The sequence below is a fragment of the Pseudomonas khavaziana genome, from assembly GCF_036704165.1.
Taxonomy (GTDB): Bacteria; Pseudomonadota; Gammaproteobacteria; order Pseudomonadales; family Pseudomonadaceae; genus Aquipseudomonas; species Aquipseudomonas khavaziana.
This window is the reverse complement of record NZ_CP129946.1, coordinates 1015766-1041324: the sequence shown is the minus strand read 5'-3', so window position 1 is coordinate 1041324 and position 25559 is coordinate 1015766. Positions and strand designations below refer to the sequence as shown.

The 25559-nt window shown below is 60.5% G+C and carries 21 protein-coding genes, 1 tRNA gene and 2 pseudogenes; 10 read left to right on the top strand and 14 right to left on the bottom strand.

Going from position 1 to position 25559, the window contains the following annotated elements; genetic code table 11:
- Window positions 1-128: 128 nt before the first annotated feature.
- From sctO to sctW, 5 genes are read right to left on the bottom strand one after another with little or no spacing between them, the layout of a single operon-like run.
- Window positions 129-557 carry a type III secretion system stalk subunit SctO gene (sctO, locus tag QYQ93_RS04490; protein WP_043049212.1) on the bottom strand — a complete coding sequence of 143 codons (429 nt, stop codon included), beginning with the start codon at window positions 555-557 and terminating at the stop codon, window positions 129-131.
- Window positions 544-1902: a FliI/YscN family ATPase gene (locus QYQ93_RS04485; RefSeq protein WP_043049211.1), complete on the bottom strand. Its 1359-nt coding sequence runs from the start codon at window positions 1900-1902 to the stop codon at window positions 544-546. Before QYQ93_RS04485 ends, sctO begins: the two co-directional genes overlap by 14 nt.
- The gene (locus tag QYQ93_RS04480; protein ID WP_043049321.1) at window positions 1899-2798 is read right to left on the bottom strand and encodes an FHA domain-containing protein; all 900 of its coding nucleotides are present in this window, start codon (window positions 2796-2798) and stop codon (window positions 1899-1901) included. The genes QYQ93_RS04485 and QYQ93_RS04480 overlap by 4 nt, the downstream gene beginning before the upstream one ends.
- A 34-nt stretch (window positions 2799-2832) precedes the next feature.
- Window positions 2833-4926, bottom strand: a complete 2094-nt coding sequence (sctV, locus tag QYQ93_RS04475) for a type III secretion system export apparatus subunit SctV (RefSeq protein WP_043049208.1) — start codon at window positions 4924-4926, stop codon at window positions 2833-2835.
- Complete coding sequence (gene sctW / locus QYQ93_RS04470; protein WP_338476423.1) at window positions 4923-5984, bottom strand: type III secretion system gatekeeper subunit SctW; 1062 nt, start codon at window positions 5982-5984, stop codon at window positions 4923-4925. Before sctW ends, sctV begins: the two co-directional genes overlap by 4 nt.
- A gap of 264 nt (window positions 5985-6248) precedes the next feature.
- On the opposite strand from sctW, the gene QYQ93_RS04465 reads away from it, so the two are divergent.
- From QYQ93_RS04465 to QYQ93_RS04445, 5 genes are all read left to right on the top strand, one after another.
- Window positions 6249-6800: an RNA polymerase sigma factor gene (locus tag QYQ93_RS04465; protein WP_124421671.1), complete on the top strand. Its 552-nt coding sequence runs from the start codon at window positions 6249-6251 to the stop codon at window positions 6798-6800.
- A 321-nt stretch (window positions 6801-7121) separates the two neighbouring features.
- Window positions 7122-7198, top strand: a tRNA-Met gene (locus QYQ93_RS04460).
- A gap of 131 nt (window positions 7199-7329) precedes the next feature.
- A complete protein-coding gene (locus QYQ93_RS04455) occupies window positions 7330-8109 on the top strand; it encodes a PhzF family phenazine biosynthesis protein (RefSeq protein WP_338476422.1) in 780 nt (259 codons plus the stop codon).
- Window positions 8110-8145: 36 nt separating this feature from the next.
- A complete protein-coding gene (ggt, locus tag QYQ93_RS04450; RefSeq protein WP_043050846.1) occupies window positions 8146-9975 on the top strand; it encodes a gamma-glutamyltransferase in 1830 nt (609 codons plus the stop codon).
- 27 nt (window positions 9976-10002) lie between these two features.
- Window positions 10003-10722 carry a polyphenol oxidase family protein gene (locus QYQ93_RS04445; protein ID WP_043050847.1) on the top strand — a complete coding sequence of 240 codons (720 nt, stop codon included), beginning with the start codon at window positions 10003-10005 and terminating at the stop codon, window positions 10720-10722.
- Between the two features lie 88 nt (window positions 10723-10810).
- On the opposite strand, the gene ddlA is transcribed toward QYQ93_RS04445, so the two are convergent.
- Both ddlA and QYQ93_RS04435 read right to left on the bottom strand, forming a co-directional pair.
- Entirely contained in the window at window positions 10811-11905 is a 1095-nt protein-coding gene (ddlA, locus tag QYQ93_RS04440; RefSeq protein WP_338476421.1) for a D-alanine--D-alanine ligase, read from the bottom strand.
- A 44-nt stretch (window positions 11906-11949) separates the two neighbouring features.
- Window positions 11950-12582: a LysE family translocator gene (locus tag QYQ93_RS04435; RefSeq protein WP_338476420.1), complete on the bottom strand. Its 633-nt coding sequence runs from the start codon at window positions 12580-12582 to the stop codon at window positions 11950-11952.
- Between the two features lie 137 nt (window positions 12583-12719).
- On the opposite strand from QYQ93_RS04435, the gene QYQ93_RS04430 reads away from it, so the two are divergent.
- Window positions 12720-13529 carry an AraC family transcriptional regulator gene (locus QYQ93_RS04430; protein ID WP_338476419.1) on the top strand — a complete coding sequence of 270 codons (810 nt, stop codon included), beginning with the start codon at window positions 12720-12722 and terminating at the stop codon, window positions 13527-13529.
- Between the two features lie 455 nt (window positions 13530-13984).
- Entirely contained in the window at window positions 13985-14221 is a 237-nt protein-coding gene (locus QYQ93_RS04425; protein WP_043050850.1) for a hypothetical protein, read from the top strand.
- Window positions 14222-14385: 164 nt separating this feature from the next.
- Here QYQ93_RS04425 and QYQ93_RS28510 read toward each other — a convergent pair.
- The 3 genes and pseudogenes from QYQ93_RS28510 to QYQ93_RS04415 all read right to left on the bottom strand — a co-directional run.
- Window positions 14386-14817, bottom strand: a pseudogene (locus tag QYQ93_RS28510) (methyl-accepting chemotaxis protein); the annotation flags it as partial.
- A gap of 108 nt (window positions 14818-14925) precedes the next feature.
- A pseudogene (locus QYQ93_RS28505) lies at window positions 14926-15612 on the bottom strand (PAS domain-containing protein); the annotation flags it as partial.
- Window positions 15613-15807: 195 nt separating this feature from the next.
- Window positions 15808-16140: a DUF2790 domain-containing protein gene (locus QYQ93_RS04415; protein ID WP_338476418.1), complete on the bottom strand. Its 333-nt coding sequence runs from the start codon at window positions 16138-16140 to the stop codon at window positions 15808-15810.
- A 523-nt stretch (window positions 16141-16663) separates the two neighbouring features.
- Here QYQ93_RS04415 and QYQ93_RS04410 point away from each other — a divergent pair.
- Window positions 16664-17338, top strand: coding sequence for a heavy metal response regulator transcription factor (locus QYQ93_RS04410; RefSeq protein ID WP_043050853.1), 675 nt, complete (start codon window positions 16664-16666; stop codon window positions 17336-17338).
- Window positions 17335-18795, top strand: coding sequence for a heavy metal sensor histidine kinase (locus QYQ93_RS04405; RefSeq protein ID WP_338476417.1), 1461 nt, complete (start codon window positions 17335-17337; stop codon window positions 18793-18795). Before QYQ93_RS04410 ends, QYQ93_RS04405 begins: the two co-directional genes overlap by 4 nt.
- A 57-nt stretch (window positions 18796-18852) precedes the next feature.
- Here the strand turns inward: QYQ93_RS04405 and QYQ93_RS04400 are convergent, their stop codons facing one another.
- From QYQ93_RS04400 to QYQ93_RS04385, 4 genes are all read right to left on the bottom strand, one after another.
- On the bottom strand, window positions 18853-21996 hold the full coding sequence (locus QYQ93_RS04400; protein WP_338476416.1) for a CusA/CzcA family heavy metal efflux RND transporter: 3144 nt from the start codon (window positions 21994-21996) through the stop codon (window positions 18853-18855).
- Window positions 21997-22013: 17 nt separating this feature from the next.
- Entirely contained in the window at window positions 22014-23117 is a 1104-nt protein-coding gene (locus tag QYQ93_RS04395) for an efflux RND transporter periplasmic adaptor subunit (protein ID WP_338476415.1), read from the bottom strand.
- A gap of 20 nt (window positions 23118-23137) precedes the next feature.
- On the bottom strand, window positions 23138-24355 hold the full coding sequence (locus tag QYQ93_RS04390; RefSeq protein WP_338476414.1) for a TolC family protein: 1218 nt from the start codon (window positions 24353-24355) through the stop codon (window positions 23138-23140).
- 109 nt (window positions 24356-24464) lie between these two features.
- Window positions 24465-25370: a cation diffusion facilitator family transporter gene (locus tag QYQ93_RS04385; protein ID WP_338476413.1), complete on the bottom strand. Its 906-nt coding sequence runs from the start codon at window positions 25368-25370 to the stop codon at window positions 24465-24467.
- A gap of 60 nt (window positions 25371-25430) precedes the next feature.
- On the opposite strand from QYQ93_RS04385, the gene QYQ93_RS04380 reads away from it, so the two are divergent.
- Complete coding sequence (locus QYQ93_RS04380; protein WP_268794562.1) at window positions 25431-25559, top strand: hypothetical protein; 129 nt, start codon at window positions 25431-25433, stop codon at window positions 25557-25559.

Here is a 25559-nt window from a genome sequence, read left to right as displayed (position 1 = left end):
GTCATCAGACCACAACTGGGCGAATAACCTCGTCAATTCCGCGGGCACCACGCCAGCTTTTCCCCACTCAAGGTCCTCTCGTGCTTCACGCAGGCGTGGACGCTCAGCGGGCCTATCGGAAACCTGTTTCATGTCGGCTCCTGCGCTAGTAAAAGGGATAACTCCTGAAGCTTTTCCACCTGCCGTAGGCATTCGGTAACCTGTTTCTGGGCGCTGCCGATGCGGGTCTGCTTTTCTTCCTGCCGCCCCTTCAACGCCTCCAACTGCTTCATTTCGCGTCGAGTGCTGGCAGACAACGAACGCTCCTGTGTTCCCCAGGATTTCAGCGCCTGCAGGGTCAGGACCTGGCCCTGATGCTGGCTAAGCAACCGGGCACTTTGCAGGGCCTCTTCCTGCCGCGTTTGCTCCAGGGCATCCTGGGCCTGCCGGATATGTTCAAGCAGGGCCTGCTGGGCCCGCTTCGCCTCACGCAAGGCACGCTCGGCTCGATCCGCCCGGTGCCGGCGCAGGCGTCGCAGCGTCTCGACTTCACCGAGCAGGCCATCAGAAAGGGACATGGGTGGTCAGCTCCTTGAGTTGGTCCAGCGTCGCCATCATCGGCGAGGGCTCGCGTAAGTCCTGGCGCAGGAAGTTATCGACCGCCTGGCGACTATCAACGGCCAGGTCAGTCAAGGCATCGCTGCCCGGCTGGTATTCCCCCAGCTTGAGCATCAATTCGATCTGCTGATAGGCCGACAACAGGCGTCGCAATGCCGTACCCGCCTGGATATCCGCAGGTTCGGCGACGTTGCTCAGGATCCTCGACAAGCTCGCCAGCACATCCACCGCCGGGTAGTGCCCACGCTCCGCCAACTTGCGAGACAGCACGATATGGCCGTCGAGCAGCGAGCGAACTTCATCGGCCACCGGGTCGTTCATGGAGTCTTGCTCGATCAGTACGGTATAGATTGCAGTGATCACACCCTCACGGGTCAAACCAGCGCGCTCTACAAGCCGCGGCAACAGGCTGTACACCGAAGGCGGCAGGCCACCGCGGCCTAGAGGTTCGCCTGCGGCCAGGCCGATTTCGCGTTGGGCACGGGCGAAACGGGTCAGGGAATCAATCAGCAGCAATACCCGTTTTCCCTTGCGCCGAAAGCCTTCAGCCAATGCGGTGGCCGTAAAGGCTGCACGTGCCCGCTCCATGCTGGAGCGGTCGGAGGTGGCGCACACCAGTACCGCCTTGGCGCGCAGTTGCTCGTCGAGCTCATGATCGAGAAACTCACGCAACTCCCGGCCCCGCTCGCCGATCAGGCCGAACACGATGACATCGCAGTCCACGTTACGGGCGATCTCGGCCAACAACGTGGTCTTGCCGCACCCCGCACCAGCGAACAGCCCCACGCGCTGGCCTTCTCCGAGCGTCATCAGGCCATCGATGGAACGCACGCCAGTGGGCAGGGCGCGGTTGATCCTGGGGCGCTCAGTGGGCAACGGCGCTTCACACAAAACCGCGCTGGTGTCCGGCAGGTCAGCCTCGACAAACGCACTAGGGCCATCTCCCGTAATCGGCCGCCCAAAACCATCCAGCACCTGGCCCAGCAATGCCTCGCTGACCTGCACCCGATGCGACACCCCCAGGCGCTCCACGCCGGCGCCCACCCGCACGCCCTCCAGGTTGCCCAGGGCACTGAGCACCGCATCCTGTTGGTCGAAACCGATGATCTCGGCCAGCATGTAGTCGCCCGGCTTTTTCTCGACCTGGCACAAATCACCGATGCGCGCCTGAGGTAGTCGACACTGCAGCAACATGCCATTCACGCGCTGGATTCGGCCCCGCATCGTCACGGGCGCGAAGGTGGCCAATGACTGGGCCTGGCGCTGCTGCCAAACGTCGAGACGCGCTTGCAGTTCGGTGTTCACCAGCGCACCTCATAACGCTGTTTGCCATCGAAAACCACTTTGCTGTTGTCGATCAGCACCAGGCGCAAGCCTTCCACTTCATCCCCGACAAAAAGCCTGCTGCCCTCCTCCAGCACCACGTGGCCATTGGGCCCGCCCACGATCTGCACAATCTTGAACGGCAGGGTTCCATCACGCGCGCGCACACGGCTGATCACCGGCACCTCGCTGTCGAACTGCTCGCCAAAACGGCTGAGCATGCGCGCAACCAGATCCACGTCATCCTGTGACACATCCCCGCTGAGCGCGACTTGCCCATTGATCAATTCCAAGCTGACCCGCTGGCTCAACTCCCGTTCGTTGAGCATCTTCAACAACTGCTGGCGAACCTCGAACGGTGAGGCCAGCTCAGGTTTTTGCACCACGGGCGGCATCAAGGAAGCCTGGGCTTCTGGCTCCCCAGTGGACGCCATGCCTACTACGATGAAGATGATCGTGATCACCAGCACCAGGCTGATCAGGCGCTTCTGCTGCGATTGCGTGATGGTCGATAACTTAAGCTCCCGCGCCGTCTCGTTGACCTGTGGTGACATCGAAGGGGCAGGATCTGTGGGCTGGGGCCAGGGTTCATCGGCCGAGGTGACACACAGCCGCACGGGCCCCACCGAAAACGTGACATTCAGTGCCAGGTGTGCAATCTGTGCCAACGTCTGGCCACTGCCATCCTGCAACAATCCCGCCTCGGCCTGCACCGACCAGTTCGATTCGATGAGCCGCAGCCGCGCATGCTGCTCTGCGATGCCTGGATCGGTCAGCACCAAGTCAGCATCGGCGCTGGCGCCGATGCTCCATTGCTCGCCAAACAAGGGCAGCGCAGCGCCCTGATGGTGCCCATCAAGCACCCGCAGCTCGAACATCATCTAACCCTCCGTTCCGGACATGACCAATCCCTCATGCCGCCGCACCACGCACCAGTTCGTCCTGGCCAAGGTCGAAGCGTCCCAGCACCTTGACCTTGGAAACGCTGCTCAGCTCGCTAAAGGACAGCACCGGCACGTGGTTGAATTCTTCCACCAACAAAGTACGCAGAGGGCTGCGCAAATCCTGCGCCACCAGCATGACGCTCTTGACTTTCGGGCGCACGGAAAAGGCTTGATTGAGCAGCCCGACCAACGCTGCGCTATGGTTTTCATCGAGGGCGAAGAACACCCCGGTCTGGGTTTGGCGTAGCGCTTCACGCAGGATGTTTTCGGTCTGCGGCGACAGCAACCAGGCATGCAGACCGTCGGCTTCGCTGTACTGGTGGTAGATCTGTGCTTTAAGCGCAATGCGCGCGTAGTCGGCCAGCGCGTCCGGCTCACGTTCATGCTGACCGTACTCGATCAGCGACTCGACAATCAGCCGCACCGCCCGCAACGGTACGCCTTCGCTGGCCAGGCGTTGCAGCACCGCCGAAAAGCGTGACAGTGGCATGATCCGCTGCAGCTCCTGCACCAACTCCGGCTGGTTGTGCTCCAGCCAGCTGAGGATCGACTTGCTTTCCTGAACCCCCAAAAACTGCGGCCCGCTGAACATCATGGCCTGCTTCATGCGCTCAACGATCAGACTCGCTGCGGTGAAGCGCTCCAATTGCGGGTCATCGAGCAGCGGGTCATCCGGTGCCAGCCAGATCCAATCCTGCTCATCGCGCTCCGCAAGCCCAGGGATGCCGTGCTCCGGCTCAACCGTCAGCGCTTTGCGCTCAACCGCTACATGGTTGACAACCGACGCCTTGACCATCGGCACCTCATGTACGCAAAAGCGCATTTCGTCATCGGCCAGAGAGTCATCGAGCTCAACCTCGAACGGTGGAAGTGTCAGGCCAATGTTGGCGACCATCGCATTGCGGGCCTGGCGAATCGAATGAATAAGATCCGTCACTTCGGGGGTGCCCCGCAGGACCGGAGAAAACTGCAGCAAGTACGGCCTCGACGGGTCGAACCCGCGCAGATCCTCACGGCCGTTTTCTTCGGGACGCACCGCTTCGGCGACTTCAGCTTTGGGTTGCTCCTGCCGTTGACGCTGGCGAATCAGGTAGTACCCCAAGCTGCCGGTTATCAAGGCTATGAGAATAAACACCCCTGTAGGCATGCCGGGTACCGCGGCAAATGCAAGCATCCCCACCGAGGCGATCACCCAGCTCTTGGGCTCGCTGGTCATTTGCCGGGCAATTTCGGCGCCCATGTTGCTGATGCCCTTGCGCCCGTCCGGTGCCACACGGGTGATGATCATGCCGGCGGTGAGGGAAATCAGCAGTGCCGGAATCTGCGCAATCAGGCCATCGCCGATGGTCAGTACCGAATACAGCGCCATTGAATCGGCAGCGCTCAAGCCGTGCTGGAACATGCCCGTAGAGAAGCCTCCCAACAGGTTGACCACGACGATAATCAGTCCGGCGATGGCATCACCCTTGACGAACTTCATGGCACCGTCCATGGCTCCAAACAATTGACTCTCACGGGACAACTGCTCGCGCTTGTCCCGCGCCTGTACGCCATCAATCAGGCCCGCACGCAGATCGCTGTCGATGGACATCTGCTTGCCGGGCATCGCATCCAGGCTGAAACGCGCCGCCACTTCGGCCACCCGCTCGGAACCCTTGGTGATCACCAGGAAGTTGACCAGGGTCAGGATCAGAAAGATCACCATACCCACGGCCAGATTGCCGCCGACCACAAAATTACCGAACGCCTCGACGATGTCACCGGCGTCCTGCTCCAGCAGGATCAAGCGCGTGGTCGCAATCGATAGCGCCAGACGAAACATAGTGGTCAACAGCAAAATCGACGGGAACGACGAGAATGCCAGCGGCCCCGGCAGGTAAAGCGCCAACACGATCAGCAGGCACGAGATGCAGATATTAAGCGCGATCAGAATATCTACCAGCCAGGTGGGCAGCGGCACGATAAAGATGAAAACAATGGCCATCACCACCACGGCGCCCAATACTTCGGCGCGCTGCGCCACCTTGAGCAAAACGCGGTTGATGACCGAAAGCGCTGTCACGGCAGCGCCCTCAGCTCAATCGGCAAACCTGCAGGTCCACGTGTAACCCGATCCAGCTCTCCCATCACCGCCAGGAAAATACGCAGGGCCTCCTCACGTACTCGTTTATCGGTCCATACCGCCAATGGCATTTGCTGGACCAAGGGATAAAGCGCATTGAGCGACACCAGCTTCCGGGCGTCAGTACCACCGGCCAGTTCATCGCCGACCTGCAGAATTTCAGCCGCCGTGATGCCGATGCCGGCGAAATTCAATAGGCGCTGCAGCAGGCTCGTCGCGTCGAGACTGATACCCAGGCGCTGGACCAGCGCTTGACAACCCGCCAGCACCCCGCCCAACTGCCCGCAGCTCTGCAAGCCCAGTAACAAGCTGCGCAATAGAGGTGTCGGCATTGACGACACTGTGGCCGCGATGTCGTCTGCCAAGGCTTTTCGCATCACCTTGAGCCCGTCGGCAAACCGTTCGCCACCGTATACACCCAGCAACGCCTGCATCATTGTTGCCAAGGATTGTCGCGTAACCACACTGGCGTAGTAGAGCGTACGCAGCGCCTGGCGCTCTTGCGGGTCGGTACTGGCCGCTTGCATTGCCAGGGCGATGTTCAGGCCGGCCTGAATCTCCCCTTTGAAACTGACCTGCAGCTTGGCAATAGCATCACGTGCCAAGGTCGCTTCGGAGGGGCGAGCCTCCTTATCAGCCTGGGCCGCCACATACTCGAGCACCACGAACGCGCGCGCGGGGTCGCCCTCGGAAAGCGCCAACAACTCATTAACGTCAGCACCCTGGCGCAACGCCTCCCTGGTCAGCAAACACATGATTGCCAGGCCCCTCTTGGCGGGGTGCCCCAACTGACGATACAGCTCCGTCATCTGTTCGATCGGAGCCACGCGTACGCTCAACTTGCGCTGACTCAGTGCTTGACTGTTGTTCGCCACTTCCTCGTTGAACAGGTGAGCGAGTACATCCACGCCACTGACGGGCTCTTGTTTAGGGGGCTGGGTGATAGCAGGTGGGTCCTGTTGTTGGACCTTTTGCGCACCGGAAGAGGGTTCGATCATGGACAAACCTGAACAGAAAGAGTGTTTCCCTAGGTGGCAAGGGCAGCTCAAACAGTTCCATCCCTTTGGATCCCACAACGAATTTGAAAGGATTTGCGCAGCCTTTCACTGCTCATTGCCAATCACGGCACAACATGACAGCGTTTCTAGATATTTATTTATATAAATCAGTGCTTTATAGAGCTGACCTCCTTGGCATAGCCAGTGCAATAGGGGTTGCCGTCGATACACCTTTTCGACAGCGTCTACTCCAAGGAAATAATCATGAATAGCCCTATTGAAGCTTTAGTGCACCTCGTTGGCAGCTCGCCTCAATTCATGCTTCACCTGACAGACGACCAACAGAAAAAACTCCGTCGCTTCATTCACAAACGCGTGCTCAACCCGGAGGATGCGGATGACCTTCTACAATTGACCTACCTGGAAGCCTGGCGCAATCGCGAGCGTTTCAGTGGCACCGCAACGCTCAGCACCTGGATGTGCGGCATTGCACAGAACCTGATCCGCAATCACTTTCGACGCCTGTATGCCAAGCCCGCGCATTGCGAGTTCGATGAGTCGCTGTGGCACGGGCAGGAAGAACACAACAGCCTGGACTGGGAATTTGAGATCAACCGGCGCCTGGAAAACACCCTCAGCGCTATTGATCACTTACCAGCAGAGATGCGTAAAACCTTATACGCCTCGCTGGAGACCGACGGCAGCTATCAAGACACTGCCGATGTTTTGGATATACCTATCGGCACCGTTCGCTCGCGCCTGTCTCGGGCACGTGAGCAACTCAAGCGGGTCACTCACAATACAATGCATCAGTAATCTGATTTAACCGGTCAAGCGTTGGGCGACAGGGATATCTGCCCAACATCTTTTGGCGTGGCACGATGGAAATCGTTCGCAAGTGCCGCCCGATCCAAAACCATCCGCTCTTGTCGCGGCGATCACGCTCTACTCCCCGCCCCACACTCTGATGATCAAGCCTGCATCTAGAAAGGATCGGGTTGACGCATGAGAGGCGTACATCCCCCTGCCGCCCGTCGCCCAAAGCAGCACTTTCCGATAAACAGTTGAAAGCGTAGAAAAAATTTCGACAAAAAGGCTTGACGCATTGCCGTTCCAGGCGAATAATGCGCGCCACTTGGCTACATAGCTCAGTTGGTTAGAGCATAGCATTCATAATGCTGGGGTCCGGGGTTCAAGTCCCTGTGTAGCCACCAAGTACTAAAAACGGCTTACCGAAAGGTAGGCCGTTTTTTTATGCGTGCAAAAAAACTCCCCAACTGTATTTTGACGCTCCCCCACCCCACTGTTAGTGTCCAGCCTCTCTTCACACACGGAGTGCCTCACGGTGAAACTGGATATCTACCAGGTCGACGCCTTCAGCCAACACCCCTTCGGCGGCAACCCAGCGGCGGTGTGCCCGCTCACCGAATGGCTGCCCGACGAGCAACTGCAGAATATCGCTGCGGAAAATAACCTCTCCGAAACCGCATTCTTCGTACCCCGTGGCGACTTCTATGAGTTGCGCTGGCTCACTCCCGAAGTCGAGGTGGACCTGTGCGGCCATGCCACGTTGGCGGCGGCATGGGTATTGATCCATAAGCTGGCCGATGCACCCGAAGTGCTTCGTTTTGCCACCCGCAGCGGCGAGTTACGGGTGACACGCAATGGCGATGAATTGGCGATGGATTTCCCGGCCAAACAGCCTGAGCGCTGCGAGCCGCCGAGCGGGATGTTAAGTGCGTTGGGAATTGAAAATGCCGAGGTGTTTGGCACCGATGACTACATCGTGCTGGTGGAAGATGAAGCGCAGGTGGCGGCGCTCACGCCGGATTTCGCGCGTCTCAAGGGCCTGCCGAAACGAGGGATTACAGTTACCGCCAAAAGCACTCGGTTTGACTTTGTCTCGCGCTGGTTCGGGCCGAACGTGGGGGTCAATGAAGACCCGGTCACCGGCTCGGCGCACACCTCGTTGGCACCGTTCTGGGCCGAGCGCCTGGGTAAATCTCAGTTGACCGCCGAGCAAGGCGGCCAGCGCAAGGGCCAGTTGCGTTGTGAACTTAAGGGTGAGCGCGTGATTATTTCCGGTAAGGCCGTGCTGTATATGCAAGGCACGATTTATCTGTAAAAAGCAGTTCCCCAAGGACAACAGACCCTTCTCAAAATGAACGGAGTTCAGCGCGTGTTTTTGATTTCCCGCCGCCACCTGACGGTCATCGCGACAGCCCTGGCCCTTGCGGCCTGCCACACTGCCGTCACCGAACTACCACCGGCTCCGGAGCTGGGGTCGGGCTATCGCACCGACCTGAGCACCCGCCACGCCGAACGCCACATGGCCGCCGCCGCCAACCCGCTGGCCGCCGAAGCCGGGCGTGAGATGTTGCGCCAGGGCGGCTCGGCCATCGATGCGGCGATTGCCATGCAGGCGGTGCTGACCCTGGTGGAACCGCAGTCTTCCGGCATCGGTGGCGGTGCGTTCATCATGCTGTGGGATGGGCAAAAGGTACATGCCTACGACGGCCGCGAAACCGCGCCGGCGGGTGCGACCGAGCGCCTGTTCCTGAACGCCGACGGCACGCAGATGGCCTTCACCGATGCACAGATTGGCGGGCGCTCGGTGGGCACGCCGGGGGTATTGCGCGCGCTTGAGATGGCGCACAAAAAGAGCGGCCACCTGCAATGGGCCAAGCTGTTCGAGCCGGCGATCCGCCTGTCGGAGCAAGGCTTCGCCATCTCCCCGCGCTTGCACAGCTTGATCGCGGCTGACCGCTTTATCGCACAATCGCCGGAAATGGCGGCGTACTTCCTGAATGCCGACGGCTCGCCAAAAGCCACCGGCACGCTGCTGAAAAATCCAGCGCTGGCCGCGGTGTTCAAGCGCATCGCCAAGGAAGGGCCGGACGCGCTGTACCATGGGCCGATTGCCGATGAGATTGCACGCAAGGTGCAGGGCAATCGCAATGCCGGCAGCTTGTCCGTGGCCGACCTCAAGAGCTACAGCGCCAAGGAACGCGCACCGTTGTGTACCGACTACAAACAGTGGAAGGTCTGCGGCATGCCGCCGCCTTCCTCGGGCGGGATTGCCGTGGCGCAGATCCTTGGGACTTTGCAGGCACTGGAAACCCGCGACCCTCGCTTGGCTATCGCACCGATGACACCGATCAAGAGTGCCTCGCCAGCCGGGCTTGAGCCGACACCCGAAGCGATACATTTGATTGCCGAGGCCGGGCGCCTGGCCTTTGCCGATCGTGCGCTGTACGTGGCCGATGCGGACTTTACCCCCGTACCGGTTGCCGGTCTCGTCGCGCCCAATTACCTGGCCCAGCGCGCCGCGCTGATCGGTGAACGCAGCATGGGCGTGGCCAAGCCCGGCCAACCCGCTGGCGTGCAGGTGGCCTATGCGCCAGACCGCTCGCCGCTGCGCATCTCCACCTCGCAAGTGGTGGCGGTGGACGATCAGGGCGGAGCGGTGTCGATGACCACCACGGTGGAAGCGGCGTTCGGTTCCCATGTGATGGTGCAGGGCTTTTTGCTCAACAACCAGATGACCGACTTCTCGTTCATTCCCGAAGAAAACGGCCAGCCTGTAGCCAACCGCGTGCAACCCGGCAAGCGCCCGCGCTCAGCCATGGCGCCGACCTTGGTGTTCGACCGCCAGACGGGTGAGCTGCTCGCTACCGTCGGTTCACCAGGCGGTTCGCAGATCATCGAATACGTGAGCAAATCCCTGGTAGCCATGCTCGACTGGAAACTTGATCCCCAAGCAGCCATCAGCCTGCCAAATTTCGGCAGCCGCAACGGGGCCACGGAGTTGGAAACTGGTCTGTTCAGCCCCGCGCTGAAACAGGCACTCAAGGACAAAGGTCATGCCCTCAGCGAAATCGAGATGACCAGCGGCGTGCAGGCCATCGTGCGCACAAGGGATGGCCAGGGCAAGGTGTCGCTGAGCGGCGGCGCCGACCCTCGGCGCGAAGGCGAGGCGCTGGGCGACTAGGGTGTTTTGATCAAAGGAGAATGCACGGTGCACAAAGCCCATAGCCTCAATGCCCTCCCCGGCGTCGATCACGGTTTTTGCTCGATTGATGATCCCCTGCGACCCGATGACATGTTCATTTGCAAACAAGTGCACAGCGCGTCGGTGATCGAGTGGCAACCGGGTCAGTTGGCCAACACGATTGAGGCCGACGGGGTGCTCACACACAGCCGCCAGCCGATTGCGGTCATCACGGCCGATTGCTTGCCCATTCTGATCGCAGGCGGTGAGTGGGTAGCGGCCATCCATGGCGGCTGGAAGGGCTTGCAGCGCGGAATCATCGACAATGCCGTGCAGCGCTTCATAGATAAAGGCATTACCGCAGACCAACTGCGAGTAGCGATTGGGCCGTCGATCAAACCGTGCTGCTATGAGGTGAGCGCGGCGTTTATTGCCGAGTTCCAAGCCGATCAAGGCCACGTTTGGCAGCACGGCCAGGCGCCCTGGAGCGTTGAGCAACCGACACCGCTACAAGCCCCGCACATTACACCGCCCCATGCCAGGCAAACAGGAAGTGCCTGGTTTGATTTGAGCGGGTATGGGCTGCTGTTGCTGCAAGCGGCGGGGGTAAAGGGCGAGCATATCGAGGTGAGTGACGTGTGCACCTACTGCACCTCGCCGATGTTTGCCAGCTATCGCAGGAGGACACATCACACGGAGGAGCCGAAGACATTGATCTATTCGTGGATTGTTCGTACAGGCCAATAGTAGCACTCCTGATTTACGGCAAGAGCGCCACTGAGAGTATTCCGGCACATGCCCTGTACAAAATCGCAAAGGAAATGACCCGAGCCTATCAGCGGCTAATCTTCAGCCCCTTGCGCCCCGCATGCCGCTCCAGCGCCAGTTCAATCAAGCGGCTCACCAGTTCGCTGTAGCTCATGCCCGCCGCCTGCCACAGCTTGGGGTACATGCTGATGCGGGTAAAACCGGGCAGTGAGTTGACCTCGTTGATCAGGACTTCGCCGTCATCGGTCAGGAACACATCCACCCGCGCCAGCCCTGCGCAGCCCAACACCTCAAACGCTTCGATGGCCAGGCGGCGAATACGCTCGCTGGCTTCATGACTGATATCCGCCGGTACCACAACCTGTGCAGCCTGGGCGTCGATGTATTTGCTGTCGTAGGAATAGAAGCCGCCGCTCACCACAATCTCGCCGCAACCGCTGGCGATCGGGTGATCATTACCCAATACAGCGCATTCGATTTCACGGCCCTGGACGGCAGACTCCACCAGCACTTTTTCATCAAAACCCAGCGCCAGTTCAACTGCGGCGTGGTACTCGGCTTGGTTGCCGACTTTGCTCACGCCCACAGATGAACCCTGGTTAGCGGGTTTGACGAACATCGGCAAACCAAGCTTGTTCACCGCCGTTTCAAAGGAGGTGCGCGCCGCGTTGCGACGTGTAAGGGTGATGAACGGTGTGACGGCAATACCCGCGTCACGCAGCAGGCGTTTGCTGATGTCTTTGTCCATGCACACGGCCGAGCCAAGCACGTCGGAGCCGACAAAGGGCAAGTCAGCCATACGCAGCAAACCTTGCAGGCAACCGTCTTCGCCGAGGGTGCCGTGGACAATGGGGAAGATCACATCGATGTGTTCCAGCAGGCCCTGGCCGGAGGTTTCCACCACTTGCTGGCTGGCCTTGCCGGGCACCACCGCCAACTCACGGTTGGATTGGTTGAGGGCGATCAGCGCCGGGTTTTCCTGGTTGATCAGGAAGTTCGAGGTGTCGTTGAGGTGCCAGTGGCCGGCCTTGTCGATCCCGATCAGGATGGGCTCGAAGCGTGAACGGTCGAGGGCATCGACGATGTTGCGCGCCGATTGCAGCGACACCTCATGCTCGGCCGAACGACCACCAAAAATAATCCCTACCCGCACCTTGCTCATGACCCGGCCTCACTGTTGAAAGTAAGGCTTCTTACCACGGGCGGTCAGCGATTCGCTACCAGATGTGCACCGAACAACAGGTAACAACTGCCGGCAAAGCGGTCGAGCCACTTGCGCGAACGGCTGTAGAGGTTGGCCATGCGCTCGCTGGAAAACACCAGGGCGACGCTGGTGTACCAACTGAACGACAAGGTCGCCATGGTGATGACCGCAAGAGTCAGCAGCGCAGGCGATGGCATAGGCGGCATGGTCGAAGCAAAAGCCGTAGCGACGAACAGCGCAGCCTTGGGGTTGGACAAATTGCCCAGCAAGCCGAAGCGCCAGGCGGAAAACAATGAGCGTCGTGGCTCGTCGGGCAACTGCACCGATGCCGGCGCCGAGCGCTTGAAAAGTTTCAGCCCAAGGTAGATCAGGTAGCAGCCGCCGATGATCTTGAACGCCAGGTACAACATCGGTACGGCGGTAAACAGCGACTTGATACCAAGGCCACCCGCGAGCCCCCAGATAATCGTGCCGGTCGCCACGCCCGCCGATGCCACCACGCCGTGACGTCGCGAACAGCTGGCGGCCAACTGCGCCGTATTGAAGAAGTTGGGGCCGGGCGTCACCACGGCCACCGTCCACAGCAGCGCGAGCGCCACCAAGGGCGCCACATAGGCAGGGTTGAAAAAATCCATGGAAGGCTCCACCAGTGCAGTAGACGAACCGCGATCATAGGCCCCAGCCGACGCCTGCACAATCGTACAAGACCCCAGGCAGACAAGCGCGGCAGACTCGGTTAACGTGTTTCCACCTCCTTTTGTGACAAGTCACCATGGGCAACCCCACCCACACCCTCGATTGGCTGCACCGCGCCCCGCACGCCAGTGGCCTGGACCGTATCGAGGCGTACTTTGCCGGCTTCGCATTCGACCCCCATCGCCATGACACCTACGCCATCGGGCGCACCTTGTTCGGCGTGCAGAGTTTTCATTACCGCGGTGGCATGACCCACAGCCTGCCTGGTACCACCATGGTGATTCACCCGGATGAAACCCATGACGGCCGCGCGGGCAGCGATGAAGGCTTCAAGTACCGGATGATTTATGTGGAGCCGGCGCTGATCCAGCAGATTCTCGGCGGCAAACCATTGCCGTTCATCCCCGGCGGCTTGTCCACCGATCCGCGGCTGCACCGTGCCAGCGAAGTGTTGCTGCAGAACCTGGAATGCTCGATTGACCCGATGCAAGAACAGGATGCCATGTACGACCTGGCCCAGGCGCTGAGCATGGCGTCCGGCGCCATCGTCAGCCGCAAATCCTTCGACTACATCGCTGCCGAACGCGCCCGTGAATTTATCCACAGCGCCCTGGGCCGCAGCATCACCCTGGATGAAATAGCCGACCACGCCGGCCGCGACCGCTGGGCGTTATCGCGGGATTTTCGTTTATTGTTCGGCACCAGCCCCTACCGTTACCTGACCATGCGTCGGTTGGATCTGGTGCGTCACTTGCTGGCCCAGGGCCAATCGTTGGTGGATGCGGCGATGACCGCCGGCTTCACCGACCAAAGCCACATGACCCGTCAATTTCGCAGCACCTACGGCATGCCTCCATCGCGCTGGGTAAAGATGCTCGGCCGCTGACCCAAGGCTTGGAATGCATTCAAATGTGGGAGGGGGCTTGCTCCCGATGGCGGCGGTTCAGCTAATGCATCTGCTGGCTGACACTCCGCCATCGGGAGCAAGCCCCCTCCCACATTTGGACGGTGGTATTGCTGGCATTTGGTCATGGTTTGTAAAGGGCCAGCAAGCTGTGTCCCTTTAAATTGCAGGACGTTTCCGAGACAATCCCTGCCGCCTTGTGCCTGTTGGAATCGATGGCTAGTCTTCGGTCCGTCACTGCCTTTTCAGTGATCGGGTTTAGTCGCTCGGATTTAATAGGCGTATGGTCCTCCATGAGGTTTTATGGTGGCTGTGCGCAGGGCGCCCTCGGGTGCGCCGGACTTTGCCTATTTGCCGGTCGACTAACCTGCGTACAGCCGCCACCCAACGTTTAGTCGCGACGGGGTCGGCTCCTTTGAGTTAATAGGAGTTACACCATGACCAAAGCACTTCCCGACCCACCGATGGACTGCCTCGTCGTCAACGAAGACCTCAGCTTCGAAGACGCACAACTCTATATCTCCCACTTGATCCACAGCGCCTCAGCCACGGTGTGGGACTGTTGCGATCAACTGCAACCCCACGACCGCGCCCGAATCCATGCCGCGTGGCACTTGCTGGAAATGGCCAAGACCGTAGTAAACCGCACCATCGACTGCATGCCACGCACCTGAAAACACCACAAAACAATGTGGGAGGGGGCTTGCTCCCGATGGCAGTGTGTCAGCCATACATCTTTGACTGACACACCGCCATCGGGAGCAAGCCCCCTCCCACATTGAGTTCTGTTGTATTCAAAACCGAGTTCAGCGTTGGAACATGCTCTTGAGCTAACCAGTTAACTCGACAGCTGATTGGCAAACTGCCCAACCGCACTCACCACTTTTTGCGCACCGTCCTGGATTTCCACAATCACCGTGCCGGCCTCCGCCGCCAGGGCCAGGCCTTGTTCGGCTTGCAGGCGACCGTCGGCCATCAGCGCAACCGCATCACGGGCCATGTCCTGGTTCTGGCGCACCACGCCGACAATTTCTTCAGTGGCTTTGCTGGTGCGCGAAGCCAGTTGCCGCACCTCATCAGCCACCACCGCAAAGCCACGCCCTTGTTCACCGGCACGCGCCGCTTCGATGGCTGCGTTGAGCGCCAGCAAGTTGGTCTGTTCGGCGATGCCGCTGATGGTCTTGACGATGCTGCCGATCACTTGGGACTGGGCGTTCAGCGCCTCGATGCCTTCGCCGGCCTGTTGCATGTGCTGGGCCAAATCACGCATCACGTCCACCGCCTGGGTCACCACCGTGGTGCCGCGCTGGGCGCTGTCGTCGGTTTGCAAAGAGGTGCTGTAGGCAATGTTTGCAGCGTCGGCCACCGCCTGCTCACGGTTGACCTGGTCGGTGATCACCGTGGCGAACTTGACCACTTTGTACAGTCGCTCGTTGGCGTCCAGCACTGGGTTGTAGGTGGCTTCCAACCACACCAGGCGGCCATGGCTGTCCACGCGTTTGAAACGTGCAGCGACGAACTCACCGGCGTTCAGGCGTTTCCAGAACTGCTGGTACTCGGGGCTGTTGTATTCCTGTGGCTCACAGAACATACGGTGATGTTTGCCCTGGATCTGCGCCAGGCTGTAACCCATGCTGCTGAGGAAGCGGTCATTGGCGGTGAGCACGTGCCCGTCCAGGTCGAACTCGATCAATGCCGTGGAGCGCATCAGCGCGGTGATCAGGTTTTCATGTTCTCGCGAACTCTCGATGGTGCGGGTGAGGTCGCTGGAGAACATGGAAAAATGCTTGAGGCGCCCCTGCGAACTGCGCACCGGCTGTACGATCGAGCGCAGCCACGCCTCCTTGCCATTGCCACGCATCAGACGCACGGCACCGGCAAAATGTTCGCCGCGAGCCAACGCGTGCTTGAAGCGCAATTGGAACTCGTCCTGGCGCACATGAGCCGGCACCAAATCTTCAATCGCCCGCCCTACAATCTCACTCAGCGGATAAACCAGCTCCTGCAGGAAGTTGGCATTCGCCCACTCTACCCGCCCCTCGGCATCCAGCGTCAGGCACAGCATTTCGTTCTCCAGGCTCTCCTTGACCTGCAACAAGCTCGACAATTCTTCGCGAAGAGCGGCCAGCTCCTGTTTCAAGCGGGTATTGAACATAGGGCACCGATGGGCAAATGGGCGGGACGATTACTGCTGCATCGGCGCTGCCGGCATTTTCTGAATAGCGCTTTAGCCCACGGCCTCACTATATTTTTTGATCCTTCAACCGCCCGTGTTTCGGCAAACACCCATCACCTGATACTCCAGGGTATTGAGCTTGCCGCTGGAATCCTCATAGGTCATGCGCGACGGCACGGCATTGCACGAGCGGACCGGCGGCGTCACGTTGACCACCTTGGCAATGTCCAGCTCCATGCCATAGCGATAGGCCTGCACCTCAGGCACTGGCTTGCCGTTTTTGATCGCGTAGGCGGCCATGGCTTTCTCGTTGCGCTCCATCATCAGGGCAAAGGTACGGTCACCTCCGCCTTCGGCCAGTGCACCCAAGGATAAGACGGCGGTTAAAACACCTAAGGCCACTTTATAAAAGTTCATAACGGGTTCCTCGACTGAAAAGTTCAGTGTCGAGATTAACCAGCGAACCCTGACGGCATGTTCACCAGAACATTACTTATTTGTTAGACGGCCGCCAGTTTGCAGAATCGTAACCTTCATCAGCGTGTTACCGCACAGCATCTGCAGCAAATGACTACCGAATATCCATTGTTCGCGCTGTGAGCTTACATTCGCTCGCGATTAACTAACATCTGTTCACAAATAGCCGTCTATCAAAATTGTAATATTGGCTCCAGCTTCTCGTTAAGTTGAAATTTCTATACTGGCTTCAACTTATTCACCGAGCACATTCATCTCTGAAGCTTTTGTGTAGCTCCTTTGGAAAGAGATGAGTTTTTAACGCCCCGCTTGGGGCGTTTTTTTTGCCCGTAGCACTGTGCGACCGAGGGTCGCAGTTGACCCTGAAGCTACTTCAGCGTTCAGACTTTTCCTACTCCCCTGAAAACAGCCGCCAAACGGAAATGGGCGCTTTCTCTCTCCAGACATTAGAGGTAACACCCCCATGCGTATCCTTGTGGTTGAGGACGAGCAAAAGACCGCCGACTACCTGCAGCAAGGCTTGAACGAAAGCGGCTATGTGGTCGACTGCGCCGCCAATGGCATCGACGGCCTGCACCTGGCCGGGCAGCATGCGTATGAGCTGGTGATTCTCGACGTCAACCTGCCCGGCAAGGACGGCTGGCAAGTTCTGCAAGAGCTGCGGCGCAATAGCACCCAGCGGGTGATGATGCTGACCGCCCGGGGGCGGCTGGCTGACAAGATCAAGGGCCTGGACATGGGCGCCGACGACTACCTGGTCAAGCCCTTCGAGTTTCCCGAACTGCTGGCCCGTGTACGCACCTTGTTGCGGCGCAGCGAACACATTCCGCAGCCGGAAGTGTTCCGCGTGTCGGACCTGGAACTGGACCCGCGCCGCCATCGCGCCTATCGCGGCACTCGGCGTATCGACCTGACCACCAAGGAGTTCACCCTGCTCCACGTACTGATGCGCCAGAGCGGCGAAGTGCTGACCCGCACGCAGATTATTTCCCTGGTGTGGGACATGAATTTCGACTGCGACACCAACGTGGTGGAAGTGTCCATCAGCCGCTTGCGGGCCAAGGTGGATGACCAGAGCGAGGTCAAGCTGATCCACACCATCCGTGGCGTGGGCTATGTGCTGGAAGCGCGTCCATGAAGACCGGCAGCCTGTCGATGCGCCTGGGCCTGACCGTCAGCCTGATGGGCGCCGGCCTGGTGTTGCTGCTGGCCACCCTGGCCTACCTGGCCCTCACCCATGAGTTGGAAAAACTGGCGCGCAAGAATCTGGAAAGCAAGATGGAACAGATCCAGCACAGCCTGGCCCTGGGACTCGATGCCCAGGCCATCCGTGCCCGCCCCCATTCGCTGTTGGACCTGGTCATCGGCCATGACAATTTCTACCTGACGATCGTCGGCACCGCCCCCGATAACAGCGTGTTACTCAACATCGGTGCCAAGCCCCAGGAGCCCTTGCTCACGGACTTCAAGCCTCGGGAAACCCTCGGTTACCTGAACTGGACCGACAACTATGGCAGCCAGGTGCTCAGCGCCTCCAGCCTGATGCGCCTGGCCAGCGGCGAACGTGTGCGGGTGCTGCTGTCCCTGGACCGTATGGACGACCAGGCGCTGCTCAGCGCCTACCTGCGCGCCACGCTGATTGCATTGCCGTTGCTGTTGATCCTGATCGGCATGGGCGCCTGGTGGCTGGTGCAACGCGGCCTGGCACCGTTGAAGCAGTTCAGCCAGGTGGCGGCGAAAGTCACCACCCAAGACCTGACCCACCGTTTGTCCGTGGACAACTTGCCCCACGAACTGGGTGAACTGGCCCAAGGCTTCAACGTGATGCTCGACCGCCTGGACGCCGGGGTGCAGCAACTCTCGCAATTCTCCGATGACCTGGCCCACGAACTACGCGCGCCGCTGACCAACCTGATGGGCAAGGCCCAACTGACCCTGTCGCGCCAGCGACCGCCCGAGGAATACAAGGCGGTGTTGGAATCCAACACCGAAGAGCTTGAACGCCTGGCGCGTATCGTCAGCGATATGCTGTTCCTGGCCCAGGTCAGCCATCCGGCAGCGCGGGCGTCATTCACCGACGTATCCCTGGGGCAAGAGGCCGAGCGAGTGATGGAGCTGTTTGCCCTGAGTGCCGAAGACAAGCAGGTCACCCTGAGCCTGCGCGGCGATGCCCTGGTGACGGGTGATCGGTTGATGATCCAGCGGGCCATATCCAATTTGCTCTCCAATGCCATTCGCCACACGCCTGAAGGTTCGAGCATCTTGTTGTTGGTGGAAGCCTATGAACAGAGCGTGTCGCTGTCGGTGGGCAACCCGGGTCGAGGCATCGACGCGCACCACCTGCCGCACTTGTTCGAACGTTTCTACCGCGCCGACAGCAGCCGTACCCGCGCTGAAGGCGGCAACGGGTTGGGGTTGGCGATCGTCAAGTCGATCATGCATTTTCATGGGGGGCATGCCCATGTCACCAGCCAGCCGGGGCGCTTTACGCGGTTCAGCCTGGTGTTTCCCCTGACCCTGAAAACCACACAGGTCCAGTGTGGGAGGGGGCTTGCTCCCGATGGCGGCGTGTCAGTCAACACATCTATCAACTGACCCCCGCTATCGGGAGCAAGCCCCCTCCCACATTGGTCTTTGTGGTGAGTTCAAGGTTTAGGCAGCCTCTTCTTCGCGGCGATGGGCCCACTGGTAAAGCGCCGGCAACACCAGCAGCGTCAGTAAGGTCGAAGAAATAATCCCGCCAATCACCACCGTCGCCAACGGGCGCTGCACTTCCGCGCCGGTGCCGGTGGCGAGTGCCATGGGGATAAACCCAAGGGACGCCACCAGCGCAGTCATCAGCACCGGGCGCAGGCGGGTCAGCGCGCCCTCATGGATCGCCACCGCTAACGAGCGGCCTTCTTCGCGCAGGTTGCGGATAAAAGCGATCATCACCAGGCCGTTGAGCACCGCCACACCCGACAACGCAATAAAGCCCACCCCCGCCGAAATCGACAGCGGAATATCGCGCAGCCACAGCGCCATGATCCCACCGGTCAGCGCGAACGGAATCCCGGTGAACACCAGCAAGCCATCCTTGAGGTTGTTGAACATCATGAACAGCAAGCCGAACACCAGCAGCAACGCCACCGGCACCACGATGCGCAGGCGCTCGGAGGCTTCTTTCAACTGCTCGAATTGCCCGCCCCAGGTGGTCCAGTAACCGACGGGCACTTTCACCTGGGCCATGAGGGCGGCTTGGGCTTCCTCGACAAACGAGCCGATATCACGCCCGCGCACGTTGGCGCTGACGATCACCAGGCGCTTGCCGTTCTCGCGGCTGATCTGGTTGGGGCCGAGCACCAGGTCGAGGCTGGCGACCTGGGACAAGGCGATAAAACCCAGTTGCCCCGACGTATTACCGGCCAGCGCCGGCACCGGAATCAACAGGCGTGACAAGCCTTCGATATCCGTGCGCAACGCGTCGGACAAACGCACCACCATGTCAAAGCGCCGATCCCCTTCGTACAACGTACCGGCCTGTCGCCCGCCGACGGCGACGGCGATGGTGTCCTGCACATCACCCACATTCAGGCCAAAGCGCGCGGCCTTGTCGCGGTCGATATTGATGGTCAGCACCGGCAGGCCGGAGGTCTGTTCCACCTTCACTTCCGAGGCGCCATTGAGCTTCTGCAAGGTCTCGGCGATTTCCCCGGCGGTGCTGTTGAGTACCGCCATGTCATCGCCGAACACCTTCACCGCCACATCGCTGCGCACGCCGGAGATCAATTCATTGAAGCGCAGCTGGATCGGTTGCGACAACTCGTACGCGCTGCCCGGCACAATCGCACTGGCCCTTTGGATGTCAGCAATGATCGCCTCGCGGGACTTGTTCGGATCGGGCCATTGGGCTTTGGGTTTGAGCATCAGGTAGCTGTCGGAAATATTCGGCGGCATCGGGTCGGAAGCGATTTCCGCGGTACCGGTACGCGCAAATACCCGCTCGATTTCCGGCACTTCGGCCAGCAAGGTTTTTTCCAATTGCTGCTGCATCTGCACCGATTGCGTCAGGCTGGTGCCGGGTACACGCAACGCCTGCTGGGCAAAGTCGCCCTCGCTGAGGCTGGGGATGAATTCGCTGCCCATGCGGCTGGCGACCAGGCCCGAGACGACGATGGTCAGTGCGGCCAGACCGAACACCAGGGGCCGACGCACCATCACCCAGTTGAGCACCGGGTCATACACCCGGCGCGCACTGCGCATGATGAAGTTTTCTTCTTCCTTGACCTTGCCGGTGACAAACAACGCAATCGCCGCCGGTACGAAGGTCACCGACAAAATCATCGCGCCGAGCAAGGCAATCACCACCGTGAAGGCCATGGGGTGGAACATCTTCCCGGCCACGCCCGTGAGGGCGAAGATCGGCAGGTACACCACCATGATGATCAACTGTCCGAAGATCAGCGCGCGTCGCGCCTCCTTGGCCGCGGCGAACACTTCGTGCAGGCGTTCACTGCGGGTCAGCAACCGGCCATGACGGTGTTGCGCATGAGCCAGGCGGCGGATGGCGTTCTCGACGATCACCACCGCGCCGTCAACGATAATGCCGAAGTCCAGCGCGCCCAGGCTCATCAAGTTGGCGCTGACTTTGTTGGTGAACATGCCGGTAAAGGTGAACAGCATCGCCAGCGGAATCACCATTGCCGTGATCAGCGCCGCACGGATATTGCCGAGGAACAGGAACAATACCGCGACCACCAGCAACGCACCTTCGAAAAGGTTTTTCTTCACGGTGGCGATGGCTTTTTCTACCAGGTTGGTGCGTTCATACACAGTGACCGCCACCACCCCTTCGGGCAGCGAGCGGTTGATCTCCTCGAGTTTTTTCGCCACCGCCTGGGACACGCTGCGGCTGTTCTCGCCGATCAACATGAACACCGTGCCCAGCACCACTTCACGGCCATTTTCCGTGGCCGCGCCGGTGCGCAGTTCGCGGCCTATATCCACCTGAGCCACATTGCGCACGCGGATCGGCGTGCCATCCGAGGTGGTGATGACGATGTTGGCGATGTCGTCGATGGACCCCACTTGCCCCGGTGCGCGGATCAGCAACTGCTCGCCGCTGCGTTCGATATAACCGGCACCGACGTTGGCGTTGTTGCGCTCCAGCGCCGTGACCAGGTCATTGAGCGTCAGGTTGTAGGCGGCCAGGCGCTTGGGGTCTGGCGCAATCTGGTATTCCTTGGCGAAACCGCCGATCGTATTGATCTCGGCCACGCCCGGTACGTTGCGCAGTTGCGGCTTGATGATCCAGTCCTGGATCACCCGTAAGTCGGTGGGTGTGTACGGCGTACCGTCATCCTTGCGCGCACCGTCCTCAGCCTCCACGGTCCATAGGAAAATTTCCCCGAGCCCGGTGGAAATCGGCCCCATCGCAGTATCAATGCCATCGGGCAATTGCCCACGCGCCACTTGCAGGCGCTCGTTGACCAGTTGGCGGGCGAAGAACAGGTCGGTGCCGTCCTTGAAAATCACGGTGACCTGGGACAAGCCCGAACGCGACAGCGAACGCGTCTGCTGCAGGCCGGGCAGACCGGCCATGGCGGTTTCGATGGGAAAGGTGATGCGCTGTTCGGTTTCCAGCGGTGAAAACCCGGCCGCCGCCGAGTTGATCTGCACCTGCACGTTGGTGATATCAGGCACCGCGTCGATGGGCAGTTTCTGATAGCTGGCGATGCCGACACCGGCCATCAACAGCACCGCCAGCAGCACGATGATGCGCTGCTCAATGGCAAATTGGATAAGGCGCTCAAACATGGGGAATCACTCGCAGATCAATGGGCGTGTTCGGCCGAGCCTTTGCCCAGTTCGGACTTGAGGATGAAGCTGCCAACCGTCGCCACCTGCGCGCCGGCCTCCAGGCCCTGGCGTACTTCGACGTAGCCGTTTTCACTGACGCCCAATTCAAGATGGCGGGTGATAAAACCGTCTGCGGTGCGTACGAACACCGAGGGTTTGTCCTCGACGGTCTGGATCGCGGCTTGCGGCACGGTGACCTTGGCCTGGTAGGTATCGGTGGCGAGCTCCACGGCCACGAACAAGCCTGGGCGCCAGGCGTCGTCGGGGTTGGGCACCGTCACGCGGACGGTGGCGGTGCGCGTCTGCTCACCGAGCAAATTACCGACATAGGCCACGGTGCCGAGCACTTCGGTGCCCATTTCCGTGGAGCTGACTTTCACCGGCTTGCCCACGCGAACCTTGTTCAAGTCTTTGGGAAATACCCCGAAGGTGACCCACACCTGGGACAAATCCGAGAGCGTGAATGCGTTGCTGGTTTCACTGACCACCTCGCCCACGCCCAGGTGTTTTTCCACCACCACCCCGGCGAACGGCGCACGCAGTTCATAGCGATTGCCACCGGCCAAGACTGCGCTGCCGCTGAGGGCGGTCATTTTTTGCCGGGCATTGTTCAGGGCGATTTCGGCTTCTTGCAGGGTTTGCCGCGCCAGCAGGTAATCCTGCTCGGCGGAGATTTTGTCCTGCCACAATTGGCGCTCGCGCTGGAAGGTGGTGCGCGCCAGTTCGACCCGGCGCTGGCTGGCCGCCAACTCGCTGCGCTGGTCGGAAATCTGCTGGCTGGCGATCACTGCCAGCAGTTCGCCCTTTTTTACTGACTGGCCAAGATTGACCTTCACTGCCTCCACCACACCCGCTGCGCGGGGCACGATGTGGGAGGTGCGGTCTTCATTGAAGCGCACCTCGCCCGGGAGCGTCAGCAGGGTACTGATCGAGCGCGGTTGAGCCTGGGCCAGTTGAATGCCGGCGGCCTGGATCTGCTGCTCGGTGAGTTCGAGCACTCCTTCTTCCTCGGCCTGTGCGAAGCCCGATAGCAGCAGGCCCAGGGCGACGGCGAGCGCCATGCCATGTTTTTTGTTCATCAGCAGACTCCAGGAAAAAATCAAAACCGGGCGAGGTCGCCGTAAATGCGTTCGATGCGTACCCAGGCGTCGGTGGCCTGGGCAGTCGCGGTGAGGTATTGGGTGCGGGCCGCGATCAAGGTGCGCTGGGCGTCGAGCACGTCGAGGAAGTTGAACTTGCCCATCTCGAAACCACGGGTGGCGCTGTCGACCGCGCTTTGTGCGGCGGGCAGGATCTGCTGGTTGAATGCACGCACTTCGGTATCCGCCGTTTGCCACAGGTCCAGGGCCTGGCGGGTCTCGGTGCGCAGGCGCAGCTCGGTGGCGTTGCGCAGGTCGCGGGCCTGGTCGGTGCGGCGGCTGGCAGCGAGGATGTTGCCCTGGTTGCGGTTGAATAACGGGATCGGCATCGACACGCCCACCAGGTTGACCCGCTCGCGCACGCTGGCGTCGTATTGGCTGCCGATGGACACATCCAGGTCCGGAATGCGCTGGGCTTTTTCCAGGCTTACGCTGGCTTCGTTTTGCACAATGCTCAGTTCGGCCAGGCGCAGCTCGGCGGTCTGCTCAAGGCGCGCCAGCAATTGTGCGGCACCAGGTAACGCCGGTGCGGAGGTGTTTTGTGTGGCGACCGCTTCGAAGTCGATGGCGGCACTGCCGGTGCGGGCGGCCAGGCGCCGGTAGGCGTCGGCCAGGCCAATCCGGGCGCGATTCAACTCCAGGCGGATTTCCGACACCTGCACCTGGGCGCGGGTGGCTTCCACCGGTGATGACTTGCCGGCGGTGACACGCCCATTGGCAACCACCAGGCCGCGCTCGGCCAGGGCCATTGAGCGTTGCGCCAGGTCGAGGCGTTCCTGGGCGCGCAGGGCGCCGTAATAACTCTCGATCACCTCGGCGCGCAGCACATTGCGACGCTGCTCCAAGGTCAATGCGGCGGCATCCTGGGCGCGGGCGGCCACGTCGATTCGCGCACCGCGCTTGCCGCCCAGTTCCAGGGTCTGGCTGAGTTTGATGCTGGTGGTGCGGCTGTTACGGCGGGTGTCTTCGGCGTCCCAGGAGACCACCGGATTGGGAATCAAGCCGGCCTGCTGACGGCCGCCTTGGGCAATGTCGATTTCCCATAGTGCGGCCGCCAGGTCCGGGTTGTTGGCGAAGGCGGTTTGCAAGGCTGCATCGAGGGTGAGGGTCTGTGCCTGGGCGGCGTGTGCAGCTACCCACAACGCCGCCCCCAACAGTGTTCTAACGGAGATTGCCATAACGAGAGTTCCACGCCCATGAAGTCGCTGAGGTTTCCCAGCGGGGGCAATGTAGCTGTCGGTACTTATCAGGGCCGTGGGGGGAAGATTACAAATCCGTTAGCCAGGCTCAGGCATGCACTTCTTCGTGTTCGTCATGCTGGAAACCCTCGCCTTCGACCTGGATGGTGGCGTGGGCAATATCGAATTGTTCGTGCAGCAACTCCGTCACTCGACTGAGGATCTCTTGCTCGCTGCCCTGGGAGGCATCCGCGACCAAATGCGTACTCAGCACGTTCTTGCCGCTGGTGAGAGCCCATATGTGCAGGTCGTGCACGTCCTTGACCCCGGGCACACTGCGGATGCCCTGCTCCACCTGCTCGATATCAATGCCCTCCGGCACCCCTTGCAGCAATATGTTCATGCTCGCCTTGAGCAGCGCCCAAGTGCGCGGCACCACCCAGAAACCGATGGCGGCCGCGACCACCGAATCGACCCAGCCCCAGCCGGTGAACATGATAACCAACGCCGCAATAATCACGCCGATGGAGCCGAGCATGTCGCTCCAGACTTCCAGGTAGGCGCCCTTGACGTTGAGACTCTCGCCGCTGGCCGCGCTGAGCAGGCGCATGGCGACCAGGTTGACGACCAGCCCCAGCAGCGCAATCACCAACATGCCGGTGGACTGGATCTCGGCGGGCGCCTGCAAGCGCTGGTAAGCCTCGTACAAGATGTAGAACCCCACGCCGAACAGCAGCAGTGCATTGAAGGCCGCCGCCAGGATCTCGAACCGCGCATAACCGAAGGTACGCTTGCGATCGGCCGGACGCTTGGCGACCTGGATCGCCACCAGGGAAATGCCAAGGGCCAGGGCGTCGGTCATCATGTGCGCGGCGTCAGACAACAGCGCCAGGCTGCCGGTGAAAAAGGCACCGATGACTTCGGCAATCATGAAGCTGCCGGTCAGCCCCAGGGCCATCCATAACTTGCGTTCGTGGCCGGCGCGTACTTGGGCGTGGCTGTGTCCTGCGCTCATGAAATGTCCTCGAGGGTTGGGGTGCGGCGGATCATAGAGCTATAGGCCAGATCCACTGGCATGGTTTGCAAAATTGTCATCCGCGCGCCAGTGCGTCGTTACTTTCAAGCGCACCAAATTGCCCATGAGACGATTGTCTCGGTGGTCGGGCTGGTGGGCACCTCGGTGCCCTGGCACTTCCTGACCTGA